This is a genomic window from Paenibacillus sp. FSL L8-0641, from assembly GCF_038006265.1.
Taxonomy (GTDB): Bacteria; Bacillota; Bacilli; order Paenibacillales; family Paenibacillaceae; genus Paenibacillus; species Paenibacillus polymyxa_D.
In genome coordinates, this window is sequence record NZ_JBBOUW010000001.1 from 4,332,076 (window position 1) to 4,345,641 (window position 13,566).

General features: G+C 49.0%; 11 protein-coding genes. 4 read left to right on the forward strand and 7 right to left on the reverse strand.

The genetic code is table 11. From position 1 onward, the window contains the following. Positions 1 to 64: 64 nt before the first annotated feature. The 4 genes from MKY16_RS19610 to MKY16_RS19625 are packed head-to-tail and all read right to left on the reverse strand — an operon-like array spanning position 65 to position 3,451. On the reverse strand, positions 65 to 796 hold the full coding sequence (locus tag MKY16_RS19610) for a sugar phosphate nucleotidyltransferase (protein WP_340956716.1): 732 nt from the start codon (positions 794 to 796) through the stop codon (positions 65 to 67). Then, the gene (locus MKY16_RS19615) at positions 793 to 1,593 is read right to left on the reverse strand and encodes a glycosyltransferase family 2 protein (protein ID WP_069012642.1); all 801 of its coding nucleotides are present in this window, start codon (positions 1,591 to 1,593) and stop codon (positions 793 to 795) included. The genes MKY16_RS19610 and MKY16_RS19615 overlap by 4 nt, the downstream gene beginning before the upstream one ends. Continuing rightward, positions 1,590 to 2,525 carry a glycosyltransferase family 2 protein gene (locus tag MKY16_RS19620; protein ID WP_340956717.1) on the reverse strand — a complete coding sequence of 312 codons (936 nt, stop codon included), beginning with the start codon at positions 2,523 to 2,525 and terminating at the stop codon, positions 1,590 to 1,592. Before MKY16_RS19620 ends, MKY16_RS19615 begins: the two co-directional genes overlap by 4 nt. Beyond that, on the reverse strand, positions 2,522 to 3,451 hold the full coding sequence (locus tag MKY16_RS19625; RefSeq protein WP_029518272.1) for a glycosyltransferase family 2 protein: 930 nt from the start codon (positions 3,449 to 3,451) through the stop codon (positions 2,522 to 2,524). Before MKY16_RS19625 ends, MKY16_RS19620 begins: the two co-directional genes overlap by 4 nt. A gap of 559 nt (positions 3,452 to 4,010) precedes the next feature. On the opposite strand from MKY16_RS19625, the gene MKY16_RS19630 reads away from it, so the two are divergent. Continuing rightward, on the forward strand, positions 4,011 to 5,789 hold the full coding sequence (locus MKY16_RS19630) for a M4 family metallopeptidase (protein ID WP_340956719.1): 1,779 nt from the start codon (positions 4,011 to 4,013) through the stop codon (positions 5,787 to 5,789). A 468-nt stretch (positions 5,790 to 6,257) separates the two neighbouring features. After that, complete coding sequence (locus tag MKY16_RS19635) at positions 6,258 to 8,057, forward strand: M4 family metallopeptidase (RefSeq protein ID WP_340956721.1); 1,800 nt, start codon at positions 6,258 to 6,260, stop codon at positions 8,055 to 8,057. A 130-nt stretch (positions 8,058 to 8,187) separates the two neighbouring features. On the opposite strand, the gene MKY16_RS19640 is transcribed toward MKY16_RS19635, so the two are convergent. Both MKY16_RS19640 and MKY16_RS19645 read right to left on the reverse strand, forming a co-directional pair. Then, on the reverse strand, positions 8,188 to 8,967 hold the full coding sequence (locus tag MKY16_RS19640; RefSeq protein WP_340956723.1) for a WIAG-tail domain: 780 nt from the start codon (positions 8,965 to 8,967) through the stop codon (positions 8,188 to 8,190). 113 nt (positions 8,968 to 9,080) lie between these two features. Then, entirely contained in the window at positions 9,081 to 10,244 is a 1,164-nt protein-coding gene (locus MKY16_RS19645; RefSeq protein WP_340956725.1) for a glycosyltransferase family 4 protein, read from the reverse strand. Between the two features lie 204 nt (positions 10,245 to 10,448). Here MKY16_RS19645 and MKY16_RS19650 point away from each other — a divergent pair, with 204 nt between their 5' ends. Then, positions 10,449 to 11,576 carry a YheC/YheD family endospore coat-associated protein gene (locus MKY16_RS19650; protein ID WP_029518268.1) on the forward strand — a complete coding sequence of 376 codons (1,128 nt, stop codon included), beginning with the start codon at positions 10,449 to 10,451 and terminating at the stop codon, positions 11,574 to 11,576. Positions 11,577 to 11,664: 88 nt separating this feature from the next. After that, on the forward strand, positions 11,665 to 12,462 hold the full coding sequence (asd, locus tag MKY16_RS19655) for an archaetidylserine decarboxylase (protein ID WP_029518267.1): 798 nt from the start codon (positions 11,665 to 11,667) through the stop codon (positions 12,460 to 12,462). A 187-nt stretch (positions 12,463 to 12,649) separates the two neighbouring features. Here asd and MKY16_RS19660 read toward each other — a convergent pair whose 3' ends face one another. Then, positions 12,650 to 13,435 (reverse strand): helix-turn-helix domain-containing protein, encoded by a 786-nt coding sequence (locus MKY16_RS19660; RefSeq protein ID WP_069012637.1) that lies wholly within the window; start codon positions 13,433 to 13,435, stop codon positions 12,650 to 12,652. Positions 13,436 to 13,566 lie beyond the last annotated feature (131 nt).

Below are 13,566 nucleotides of genomic sequence, written 5' to 3' on the forward strand. Positions count from 1 at the left end.
CTCCTCCGGGTGGCATTATGCCTATACTATATGCCTGGCCCGGTAGGATGGTGTTTCATTGAGATCAAGGTAGAAGTCCTTTCATTTTCAATCCAGCTTCCTGAAGGGAAACGAAGGTTCCTGCGTCGCTCCAATAACGCCGTAAAATATCATATTCCAGCTTGCCTTCAGCGGCATAACAGTTGTTAACATCCGTGATCTCAAGCTCACCACGTGCCGAAGGTGTAATTTGCCGGATCTTATCGAACACGGCAGTATCGTACATATAGATACCCGTAACGCAGTATTTGGATTGGGGATGCTGTGGCTTTTCTTCAATCCGCGTAATGCTCTCCGGACGCTCAGGATCAAACACGGGTACCCCGTAACGACGAGCATCTGCCACCTTTTTCAACAACACTCTGGCGCTCCCCGGGGGCTGTTGCTTGAATCGTTCGATCACAGGTCCCAAGTCTTCCTTGAACAAATTATCACCTAACAAAACAGTGAATTTCTCTTCTGCCTGCATATAGCTTCTTGCCAGTTCGAGTGCTTCTGCAATGCCGCCCGCCTTTTCTTGAATCCGGTAGGTCAGTTGGACACCATAATCACTGCCACTGCCCAAAAAATCGGTATACAGTCCGGCCGATTGTTTACCAATAATAATAAGCATATCCGTAATCCCAGCCTGTCGCAGCCTCTCGATACCATATACGATCATGGGATACTTGCCGACCGGAAGCAGATGCTTGTTGAGTAATGTAGTCAACGGATGAAGGCGCGATCCGGTTCCTCCTGCGAGAATAACCCCTTTCATATCTTCCTTCCTCCTTCGACAGCATGTTCAGTGCATACAACCCCAGCGTTTCCAGTTTCGATGAACATTCTGGGATCTATGCTCCATTTCTCTATAAATAAACGATAGTTCCGCTCGATCAGCTCTTCGATCCAGGAAGTTTCCGAGCGTGAGAAGCTCGCATTCCCCTCGTGATAGACAAAACAGTCGTTGCACATGAGCAGCTTGTAGCCATGCACACGTGCGCGCAGACAATAATCGTCATCCTCATAATGTCCGGGACTGAACCGTTCATCCAGCAATCCGATCCGTTCCATCAGATCACGCCGGAATAACAAACAAAATCCGACCAACCGCTTAACCTCCTGCCACCTGGAGGGATTACTTACATTATTCTGCTCCGCATATCTCAGACAGCTGGCCAAATCTCCTTCCAAGCCGTGTATCTGCTGAATACCGCTGACGCAATTCGTCACCGGTCCCACCAATCCCACGATGCTTTCGCTCTGCAATGCGGCCAACATATTCGATAGCCATCCCCGCGTAACCGTCACATCATTGTTTAAAATAACGAACTGATCACCCGAAGCCAGCCGGAGCCCCATATTACATGCTGCTGGAAAGCCCCTGTTTTCAGGAAGACGTATGCTGATCAGCCGCTCGGATGCGCAAAAATCATCCGTTCCGTCATTCGAAGCGTTGTCCACAACAATGATTTCATACGGTACATCTATCGTATGTGTCCGAATCGCCTCAATACACGGCTTTAACAGATGCAGGCCGTTATAAGTCGGAATAATGATGCTCGTCAGACTCATTGTGCATTCCTCCCTTTGGCAACGTCTACCCGTGTTGGAACAGGCCCGAGCGGGGAATACCCGGCTACCTGAAACACAGCCGTCAGTGCCTCTGCATGATCACCGACGATCAACTGTTCCATAGCGTTCCCTTTGCCAACATTGAAGGTCCGCTTACGGTTTGTTTTAATGACATCGACAGCATGTACTGCCGCCACGATCATGCCATACAGAATTGCCATGGCGTGGGCTTTTGGCGGTACGGCAAGCACGGCTGAGCCAAGCTGATCCAGTAAACGCCGAGATAATGCATGCGGTACGGCGGTCAATGAGCTTGCTCCCAGATCCGGCCTGCGCAGTACGCGATTCAGGAATGCTTTGCACCGTGTCACGCTGTCTTGCTGGGCATAGGGGGGCAAATGTCTGCCCAGATCATTAAGCGCGACATCCGTTCCCTGATCCACCGCGTGGAGAAAAGGCAGCAAATCAGATCCCGAAATCGGCAAATCTCCGTCCACGAACAGCACAATATCAGCCTGCGTCATACGCGCGCCTACTGCACGGCCAACATCATGCCCCAGTCGATCGGGCACGTTGACGAGAGTCACATTAGGATGATGTTTGGCTACGGTGGAGCGCGTGCCGTCCGTGCAGCCGTTCAATACGACAATGATATCCGTAAGCGGAAGTTTTTCCAGCTCGCTCAGCACCCGGTCAATCGTTGACTCTTCATTACAGGCGCTGACCACGGCCGCTGCGGTTCCCTGTAATACAATATCTCCCGGAACTTCGCGTTCCACAGGTGGAGTCACTTCGGTCATTCCTGTTGCCCGAGGTGTGGGCTTTCTCACCCTACGGCTATGCATTGAAGTCGTCGTTCCTCGTTTTCGCTGAACACGTCTGATCCCCCAGCTCGGTTCTTCACGCTTCCCTCTGCGATACGGTCTACTCACAGTTTCACCTCGTCTCTGATCCGTTTGCGCTCCAAATCCGTAAAGCCTGCACGCGTTCCCAGATGCGATGTAAGCCAGGCAATGGCATCCAGATGATCCTGAACAATTACACCTGCCAGCGGGTCCTTGCCGTTCTGTTTTTTACGTGTCGCATTTATTTTACCGACAGCTATTCCATATACAGTCACCACTCGTAACCCGGAAGCGATGGACATAGCTTGAAATAAGGGAGGTTTCTCCAAGGGCTTTGGACCTATTTTATTTAGAGCCTTTTGACTAATGGCGTGTGGAATGCCAGTCATAGACGCTCCCCCTAAATCAGCGCGATTCGACAAGATATTCAATACATGCTTTGCCTCCACTACAGGATGTACGGGCGTACGATTCACAGGTCCATGGTAATCATTCAGCACCACATCCGCCCCTGCACATATGGCGTGTATAAACGGCCGGAGTCTAACGCAGGGAATGACGATATCCCCATCCAGGAAAAGCAGGATCTGTCCGGATGCCGCCTCCGCTCCAACACGACGGCCAACATCATGTCCGAGCGGTTCCGGGAAAGAAAGTACACGAGCTCCCGCCGCTGCTGCCACCTTCGCCGTTCTATCGTGTGATCCGTTCTCAACGACGATAACCTCTGTATGTGGATGGACACGGCGCGCCTCGCGAATCACAGCTCCGATTGTTTTTTGCTCATTCATGGCCGGAATAATGACAGATACGAAAAACTTTCCCACTGATGACGGTCCAGATGGTCGCTCTTCGCCAATCTGTGCCCCTCTCTCCGTGTCGAGTACCTCCCTCATGGCAGGGGTCTTATGCATGTTCGGCATTCGTAACGGCAGCCACATCTTAGAATGATAGTATGCGCCGGAATGCCGCCTCCGTTTGATCTTGTATCCAGCTCTTCCCTGCTTCTTCATGCTCCCGTCTCACCTCCCTTCCTGCTGTATAGATGGACAGCATGATTAGGACAGTTCAACATAACCTATGCGGTCCAAAAGCCGTGTGTAACGGCAAGCGTGGAGTCTTTTCGACATAGCAATTTTCGACTTTATTTTACATAACTTATTAATCCTATTAAATAAGTGAGTTATTAGGGTCTAAAGATTCATTTTGGATAAATTTGTGACATAGATCTTCTCGTCCGTCATTCTCTGTGCTAATATCAGAGCCAGATGATGGGAGTTCAAAAAATCAACATTAGTTTTTTTTGCATAAGTCATTTTTTTCCATTATCCACCATTATTCTATTTTCTTTATATACGACAGGAAAGGAGGAGTTTGTCACCTTTTTAGGCCACATGCTTCATACTGCAGTACCCTCTTTTCACGTACGCTTCATGAAAAACACTTCGGTATTTCTCTTCATGTTCCATTTTCTTCTATTCCAGACGACAACACGACCTACATAAATGGCGCAATGCCTTATTCAAGACAGGATGATTCATCCTGACATTAATCGAGGAGAGTGAATTTTTAATGAAAAAAGTATGGGTTTCGCTTCTTGGAGGAGCTATGTTGTTAGGGTCTGTCGCGTCTGGTGCATCAGCGGAGAGTTCCGTTTCGGGGCCAACTCAGCTTACACCGACCTTTCACGCCGAGCAATGGAAAGCCCCTTCCTCGGTATCGGGTGACGACATTGTATGGAGCTATTTGAATCGGCAAAAGAAATCGTTATTGGGTGCGGACGACTCTAGTGTACGTGAACAATTCCGAATCGTTGATCGCACAAGCGACAAGTCCGGTGTGAGCCATTATCGGCTGAAACAGTATGTAAACGGGATTCCCGTATATGGAGCTGAACAGACTATTCATGTGGGCAAATCTGGTGAGGTCACCTCTTACTTAGGAGCGGTGGTTAGTGAGGATCAGCAAGCTGAAGCTACGCAAGGTACAACTCCAAAAATCAGCGCTTCTGAAGCGGTCTACACTGCATATAAAGAAGCAGCTGCACGAATTGAAGCCCTCCCTACCTCCGACGATACCATCTCTAAAGATGCTGAGGAGCAAACCAGTGTAAGCAAAGACACTTACTCCGAAGCAGCTAACAACGGAAAAACGATATCCACCGATAAGGACGAGCTGAGTCTTGATAAAGCATCTGTCCTGAAAGATAGCAAAATTGAAGCGGTGGAGACAGAAAAAAGTTCCATTGCCAAAATCGCTAATCTGCAGCCAGAAGTAGATCCTAAAGCCGATCTGTACTTCTATCCTAAAGGGGATGACCTGCAGCTGGTTTATGTAACAGAAGTCAATGTTTTAGAACCTGCCCCACTGCGTACTCGCTACATTATTGATGCCAATGATGGCAGCATCGTATTCCAGTATGACATCATTAATGAAGCGACAGGTACAGGTAAAGGTGTGCTTGGTGATACCAAATCATTCACCACGGCTGCTTCGGGCAGTAGCTACCAGTTAAAGGATACAACACGCGGTAACGGTATCGTGACTTACACGGCCTCCAACCGTCAAAGCATCCCAGGTACCCTCCTGACCGATGCCGATAATGTATGGAATGATCCAGCTGGCGTGGATGCCCATGCATATGCTGCCAAAACATATGATTACTATAAGTCCAAATTCGGACGCAACAGTATTGACGGACGCGGGCTGCAACTCCGTTCGACAGTCCATTACGGTAGCCGCTACAACAACGCCTTCTGGAATGGCTCCCAAATGACTTATGGAGATGGAGACGGTAGCACATTTATCGCCTTCAGCGGGGACCCCGATGTAGTGGGGCATGAACTTACGCACGGTGTCACAGAGTATACTTCGAATTTGGAATATTACGGAGAGTCCGGTGCATTGAATGAAGCTTTCTCAGACGTCATCGGCAATGACATTCAGCGTAAAAACTGGCTTGTAGGCGATGATATTTATACGCCAAACATTGCAGGCGATGCTCTGCGCTCTATGTCCAATCCTACGCTGTATGATCAACCAGATCACTATTCCGACTTGTATAAAGGCAGCTCCGATAACGGTGGCGTTCATACGAACAGTGGTATTATCAATAAAGCCTACTATCTGTTGGCAGAAGGTGGTACTTTCCATGGTGTAACTGTAAATGGAATTGGTCGCGATGCAGCGGTCCAAATTTACTACAGCGCCTTTACGAACTACCTGACTTCTTCTTCCGACTTCTCCAACGCACGCGCTGCTGTGATCCAAGCGGCAAAAGATCTGTACGGTGCGAACTCGGCACAAGCAACTGCAGCTGCCAAATCTTTTGATGCTGTAGGTGTAAACTAAATCATATACGCTATAATCCTCATATTCTCGTCCATAGACCGTTGCCGTTGTGCAACTGTCATGTGGCCCTACTCATACAATGGACGAAAAAATAGGGGTGCAGTGTACAAGTCTGCGCCCCTTCCCCCCTTATTTATGGCGTCCCCTCAAAGGGGCGCCCTTTTCATATTCATAGAGTCCCTACGATCATTTTCGACTAAATAAGACAAATAAACCGTAAATCAGGGACTAAAGATTCATTTTGGGGTATTTTGTAAAATTAATCTTCTCGTTCGACAACCTCTGTGCTAATATCAGAGCCGAGACGATGAAATTGCAAAAAAAATAAACCTTAATATTTTACATAAGGTCATTTTTATCCAGCCTCTTCACGTTTCAAAGGAGCAACAAGACTTACATATATGACGCTAGGCTTCTGCAAACAGGGTGTTTTTTACCCCAACATTAATTAAGGAGAGTGAGTATGAATTGAAAAAAGTATGGGTTTCACTTCTAGGAGGAGCTATGTTATTAGGAGCCATTGCGCCTGGAGCCTCCGCAGCTGAAAATTCTGTTCCCGATCCGACTCAGTTTACGCCAACATTCCAAACGGTGAACTGGAAGTCTCCTTCAACGGTAACAGGCGACAATCTGGTCTGGGGCTTTTTAAATCGACAACAAAAAACATTATTGAGTCTGGACGATACCCACATCGGTTCCCATGTGCGCGAGCAATTTCGTATCGTGGATCGCACCAGTGACAAATTTGGTACAAAGCATTATCGGTTAAAACAATATGTAGACGGAATTCCCGTATTTGGAGCCGAACAGACCATCCATGTGAACAAGTCTGGTCAAATCACCTCTTATTTGGGAGCTGTCATTTCAGAAAATCAACAAGCCGATGCTAAAGAAAATACAACTCCAAAAATCAGTGCTACTGAGGCTGTATATACCGCTTATAAAGATGCAGCTATACGGGTTCAGTCTCTCCCTTCCTCCGCCCCAATCGTTCCTGAACCTTACGAGGGTACAAGTAGTGTAAGTAAAGACACTTACGGAACAGCATCTAACAATGAATTTTCAATCTCTGTTGATAAGGACTCCTTGGATTTGGATAAAGCAGCTGAACTGGAGAACAGTACATTGGAAGTGGTAGAGCCTGCATCCTCTATTCCCAAGATTGCAAATCTGGAACCAAGCGTGGACCCTACAGCAGAACTGTACATCTATCCCGATGGAGACTCCACACGTCTCGTCTATGTAACCGAAGTTAATACTCTACAGCCCACTCTGCTGCGCACACGTTACTTTATTGACGCTAATGACGGAAAAATCGTATTCAAGTATGACATTCTTAACGAAGTGATCGGCACAGGGCGCGGTGTATTCGGCGATACCAAAACATTTGAAACCACAGCCTCGGGCAAGAAGTATCAACTAAAGGATACGACTCGTGGTAAAGGAATCCTAACTTATAACGTCCACAACACCGAGACGCTCCCCGGCACCCTGTATACAGATTCCGATAACGTATGGGAAGATCCTGCTGCGGTGGATGCCCACGCTTACGCTATTCGCACTTACGATTATTACAAGGATAGATTTGGACGCGACAGCATTGACGGGCATGGCATGGCCATCGCTTCGGCAGTCCATTACGGCGCAAAGAACTACAATAATGCCCACTGGGGTGGCACTCACATGCTTTACGGAGACGGAGACGGCACGTTATTTGCCCCTTTTAGCAGCGACCTTGAAATTGTTGCCCATGAGCTGACACACGGTGTGACCGAGCATTCATCAGGGCTCGTGTATTTCGCTGAATCTGGTGCATTAAGTGAAGCCATCTCAGATATTATAGGCAACGACATTGAGCGTACCAATTGGGATTTCGGCAAAGTCGCTTATACCCCTAATATTAAGGGCGATGCCATTCGCTCCCTTTCCGATCCTGTCAAATACGGTCAAGTCGATCACTACAGCAATCTCTATCCTGATCCTAACAACGAGGATTATGGTGGAGCCCATATTAATAGCGGTATTATTAATAAAGCCTACTATCTACTGGCACAAGGTGGCACTTTTCATGGTGTCAAGGTAGATGGAATCGGACGTGATGCAGCCGTATATATTTATTATAATGCCTTCACCAATTATCTGACTTCCACGTCTAACTTCTCCACCGCACGTGCTGCTGTTATCCAAACAGCCAAAGACAGTTATGGTGAAAATTCAATAGCCGTAACCTCTGCTATTAAGTCTTTTGATGCCGTAGGTGTGAAATAAGTGTAATAATATAAACTTCCCCGATATTACAAGTCTACCCCCTTCTCTCTTATGTATACGGCGTCCCACTAGGGGACGCCTTTTTTCTACTATAAAGTTGATTATGGACACTTATATTCCTGGCTTCTTATTATTGCCTCATCGCAATCCAAAGGACCAACCCTTCACATAGCGGACCTGAGTGTATGCGTTCCACAGTAAGTACTGCTGAATACCTCTGACGTTGTGTGACGGATACCATCACTCCCGGTATACTGGCATTGGCTGTGATTACATACTGTGTATCTACAAAAGGTTTCTCAAATACAACGCTCACTTCACCCCTATCCGCTTGTGCGGGGAGGTGAAAAGAAATGCTCCCATATTGAGGTGAAGCTATATGATCGTCAGAAGCCTCGTCACTGGTCGCTGATCCGTCGCGAATGGCATTCAAGTCTAATTCTTTCTCCGTATCGAAAGCTAGATCGATATCTTGCTCAGGCAAGACCACGCGCTGCTTTGGGCGGTGTCTTCCTTCCGCAATGTGAATACTGGTTATGGAACAATCCAGTAATGAATCTTGCTCTGCCTGATCTTCCATCGTAATAGACGGTTTATCGTTATCCATCCTGCATTCCGTATCTGACTCAGGCACAGACAACAGCAGTACAGATGCTCGATTCATCTGCATCGCTTCCTCTAGCGTTTTGGGAAGCTTATGCTTCTTCCATGCCGCTTCCTCTACAGCTTGAACCGAGGTATCCTTCTCTACAGGGGCAGGGACCGTTGCCGTCCCGCGCTGGCTCGGTCTATGACTGCCGGAAGTCGAAGCCGCTTTCTCCTTGTTAACACGGGGGGAGGGAACCGCATGGGAAAGGTTACGCCGTGCTGTTCTTTTATCCTTAGGGCTATGGTTCGTACGATGGTTCATGGTGACCGCTCCTTTGGCACAGGAGTGAACCAGCGGTCGCTCCGCTTCATTCACCCGGCTGGGAATCATGGCTAATGCCTATAAGATAGCCTATGCGCGTAACAGCGCCTACGTCACTCCGTTACGCAGTCCGTTATGATTTGTGCCCAGCGTTGTGCTGAGTGCTGCCACAAAAATCGTCTCCGTACCTCGCCAAGTCCGGCTTCTCCCATCCGTCGTCGCAAGTCAGGTTGCTGGAGCAGCCTGATGATGGCATCGGCCATTTCCTGCTCACCGTGAGACGGATACACAAGCCAGCCTGTCTCGCCGTGTTGTACTACCTCTGGAATACCGCCGATTCGTGAAGCGACCACCGGCACTCCTGCTGCCATAGCTTCCAGATTGACCAGCCCGAAGGCCTCATCCTTCACTGAAGGAACAACAGTCACATCGGCTAGCTGATATAGCGAGGCCAATGCTGGATGCGGAACATAGTCTAGGAATTGCACATGCTTCCCCAACCTTAGTTTACGCACCTGCCGATGCAACGACGCCGTATACGGCGTGAGGCGGTCATGCCCGTAATAGGCACTACCTGCAATGAGCAGCAGTACGCCCGGGCAGGCGCGGACGACATGCCGCAGGGCCTTGAGCAGCCGGTGAACGCCCTTCCCTGGCATCAGTCTGCCCGCAAATAATACGATTTGGCGGCCTGACCAGCCGAAATCGTCCAATCGCGCCGACCTGGCCGCTTCTGCTGCTGGAGTCCACCGTGGCAGGAAATCGCCAGGATGGATACCCAGCTTGTTTACGACGATGCGTTTCCTGACTGCTTCGGAACAGTCAGAAGCTACGATTGCTCCCAAATACGCACTGTTCACAATAATGCGATCCATTGATGCCAGTAGCCTACCCATGTCCTTCCGTTCAAGGTGAGGCTCCCGGATGAACGTGGTCGAATGCAAAGTCAGCACAACTCGGCTATTGGGCAAAGCCTCGCGAATGGCATACGCAACTGCCGGGCGGTTGTGTACATCTACTACCGCTGGTGACCATCTCTTTAAATCGGCAATCACCTCAGAAATATAACCTGCTCCCCGCGTAAAACGCATACAGGGAATTCCGTCGACATCGCCATGATCCGATGCCTCTGCTCCCTTTATGCCATAGATCTGCGCCTGAAGCTCATGACTAGCCAGCGGTACCATGCGGGCAATTACCCGCTCCACAGAACTGCTGCGGGGCGAAGGTATAACAAAGGAGCCCGGTGTAACAACTGCTACCTTCGGCCTCTGCATCACCACACCTACTTTCTGACCTTATTCCAACACTCTGCAACACTCATCTTGTATCATATCGTCTGCCTCCCTGAAAGGTGCCTCGCTTCTAACTTTGGGCTTACCGCAAGGCTAGCGTCCATGCCTGGCCGATCTTTGATACATATGATGGACTACAATCACAGTATGATCAGTTGGAGTGCTACAAGGAGGGCGGACATACTCATGTTGCATGTCGGCGTCATGCTCAACCCGGCAACCTACCGGGGCATTCCCGCCATGAGGACGCGATATGAATCCATCGCCAATTACGAGGACGCCGGGTTAAGCTACGAGCTCATCCCCTGCTTTCTTCGTCTGGAGGATATTCATATAGCGACCGGAACATGCCGGGCTTTTGTTAAACACGGCAACGAGTATCGGCAAATGACTCTTCCGTTGCCGCCGGTCATCCACAATCGGACTCTCTATCGGCAAAATGAAAATGCTAGAGATATCAACAAGCTTGTACAAAAGGGATACTATATTTTTAATGAACAAAACCGTTTCCCCAAAGACCATATACATGCAATTCTGCAGGAAGACCCTCTGCTACGCATCCACCTCCCCAAAACCTTGCAAGGCAACCTTTCCTCCATCCATACCTTAATGGAGGAAACCGGAGATGTTGTCATTAAACCCAGTAGCGGTAGCGTGGGTAGAGGAATTATGCGTCTGCGGCATTCCCGCGGAGGCTGGACTTTGCAATGTGCACATCCTTCTATACCTGAGCGTTGGTCCACACTACGTTTGCATGTCGGAGAACTCCCGTTATTTCTACACAAACGACTGCTGCATGTGCCTCATATCGTACAGGAAACCATACCGCTTGCTTTGTACAACAATCGTCCGTTTGATATCCGTGTGACGGTTCAGCGCGGATATGGCGGTATCTGGGGTGTGACAGGCATGTTCGCTAAAATTGCTCCTTCCCACACCTTTGTCTCCAATGTGGCACAGGGGGGTACGGCCCGTTCCTTACTGGAGGTGTTATCACAAACAGAGACGGTTCAGACTTCGAACGCAGTCCGGCTGATGAATGAACTGGAGCGGCTCTCGTTACAAATCGTGCACCGACTGGCACAAACCCTTCCCCGTCTCGCCGATGTCGGTCTGGATCTGGGAATTACCCGTGAAGGCAAGATTGTTTTTATCGAATGCAACGGTCGTGACCAGCGCTATGGCTTCAGCCAGGCTGGCATGCACAATGTCTGGAAAGAAACATACACTCAGCCGATGGCTTACGCTCGTTGGCTTCTCGAACGGATGCCTTCGTCAGATACCGAACGTTCACCAGGCCGTCCACTGTATTGATTTACGTCACATTCTGTGTCAATATAGTTCAGAGCGGCCGGACAGGTTCCGGCCAAGACGGCTCGGAAATGAACAAGGGGGATCTGTAATGGCAAAACAGTGGCTGCGGCTCATGACGGAGCTATCATCGCGCAAGTGGGTGTGCCGGATTGTGGGCTCCTTCGCGCAAAGCGGTGCAAGCCGACTTTTTATCCCCACCTTTATACGTACGTACCAGATCCAGACGCATGAGGCTGAACAGGAATGGAAGGAATACCGTTCTCTGAACGCCTATTTTACACGCAAATTAAAAGCGGGCATGCGCCCGATTGATACGAACGCCGAGGTGATGACCAGTCCGGTGGATGCACGGATTACTTTCACTGGCCCAATTACGTCCGGCACTCTTTTGAATGTCAAAGGGCAGGACTATACGCTGGAAGAGCTTCTTAACCGCTCTCCGCGTCTTGAAAAATACACACACGGCTATGCTTTTGTACTCTATCTCAGCCCGACGGATTATCATCGCATTCATGCACCAGTATCCGGTACGCTGGTAGAAAAAGAGCATCTGCGCGGCAAGGTATACCCAGTGAATGACTTCGGCTTGCAGCATATGCGAGCAGTTCTTAGCCGCAATGAACGACAGATTACGTACATCGCCCACGAATACGGTGAGGTGGCGGTCGTTAAGGTTGGCGCAATGAATGTGAGTAGCATCAAATATACGGATGATAAAGCCGTCTCATGGACAAAAGGAGACGATCTCGCCTATTTCGAATTTGGGTCAACCGTCGTTTTGCTAACTGAGAACGGTACGTTTGAGCCAGACCCCGCATTGAAGCTGGGGGATGTGGTGAAAATGGGACAACGTCTGGGTTGCTTTCGACATGATCCCAAAGCATAAGTGAATATATCATAACAGGATTATAGCTACACATATGAGCATTGGGATCGAATGATATAAATTGCTCATATAAAAAAGGACCCGGCGTAATGGCTCGGGTCCTTTTTTTGGAATTTATCCTTTATATTTGTCATGCGTTACTCCCATTATGCCTAAATCCGAAACAGCTTGTCCACCGTCTATAACATTACCGGATCTCAGACGGACTTTTCCCCGTGTATTGCTTGAATTGGCGGCTGAAAAAAAAGATGTCACGATACCCCAAAGCCTCTGCCACCTCGGTCACATTCATTCCCGCATGCAGCAGTAGATGCTGTGCACGCTCAATCCGCATGCTGATAATATGAGATTGCGCGGAAACACCTAGCAGCTCCTTGAATTTAATCGAAAAATAACGCGGTGACAGCCCTGCCCGTGCAGCTAAATCCTCGACGCGATGAGGAAGTCCCGGATGCTGACGCACGTAGTTGGCCGTTTCCCGAATGACCTCGGTGAGCTGGTTACTGGCCTGTTGCTCCTGCGGCTCCTTACGGTCCGCACGCAGCAGATGAATCATCAGTTGTTTTAGAATCAGCTTGCCTTCCTCGTCAGCTCCGTAAGCACGCTCCAGGCGCAGTCGAACGTACCTGGCAAGCATATGCTCTACCTCGAACGTTTCCTCCAGCATACGGTAGCTTGCAGGGACTAGCTCTGGTTGTTCGATGAGATCAAAATGAATATAGGTAAGTATGAGCGGCTTTTGCGGGTTATGTGTGGCACGGGTATCATCCCCCGGCTTGAACAGGAAGCAACTCCCCTTGCTCACCGGATACGATGTTCCGTTTAAGACCACTGTTCCTTCTCCGCTCCATACATAGAATAAATCATAGTTTGGCATCGGCTTCTCGCGTACCTGCCATTTCCAGCCCGGCTCGCACACAATTTTGGCGAAGGCCGACAACAGGATAAACGATGACGCAGATGTATCCAGCAAAATCTGCACCTCCTCTTGTTAATCTTTGGTTGTCCTCTATCCCGTTAATTTATAATATAAGCTCAGCGCCTTCATTAAGCAAAAAAATGCGTTTTTATGCTCCCAGATGCTTTTGCGTGACGCTTACCGTG

Excerpts from the sequence above, each read along its gene's own strand:
- MKY16_RS19625 (WP_029518272.1), bottom strand. The coding sequence starts at position 3,451 with ATGAAGAAGCAGGGAAGAGCTGGATACAAGATCAAACGGAGGCGGCAT.
- asd (WP_029518267.1), top strand. The coding sequence starts at position 11,665 with ATGGCAAAACAGTGGCTGCGGCTCATGACGGAGCTATCATCGCGCAAG.
- MKY16_RS19645 (WP_340956725.1), bottom strand. The coding sequence starts at position 10,244 with ATGCAGAGGCCGAAGGTAGCAGTTGTTACACCGGGCTCCTTTGTTATA.
- MKY16_RS19650 (WP_029518268.1), top strand. The coding sequence starts at position 10,449 with ATGTTGCATGTCGGCGTCATGCTCAACCCGGCAACCTACCGGGGCATT.
- MKY16_RS19610 (WP_340956716.1), bottom strand. The coding sequence starts at position 796 with ATGAAAGGGGTTATTCTCGCAGGAGGAACCGGATCGCGCCTTCATCCG.
- MKY16_RS19615 (WP_069012642.1), bottom strand. The coding sequence starts at position 1,593 with ATGAGTCTGACGAGCATCATTATTCCGACTTATAACGGCCTGCATCTG.
- MKY16_RS19630 (WP_340956719.1), top strand. The coding sequence starts at position 4,011 with ATGAAAAAAGTATGGGTTTCGCTTCTTGGAGGAGCTATGTTGTTAGGG.
- MKY16_RS19640 (WP_340956723.1), bottom strand. The coding sequence starts at position 8,967 with ATGAACCATCGTACGAACCATAGCCCTAAGGATAAAAGAACAGCACGG.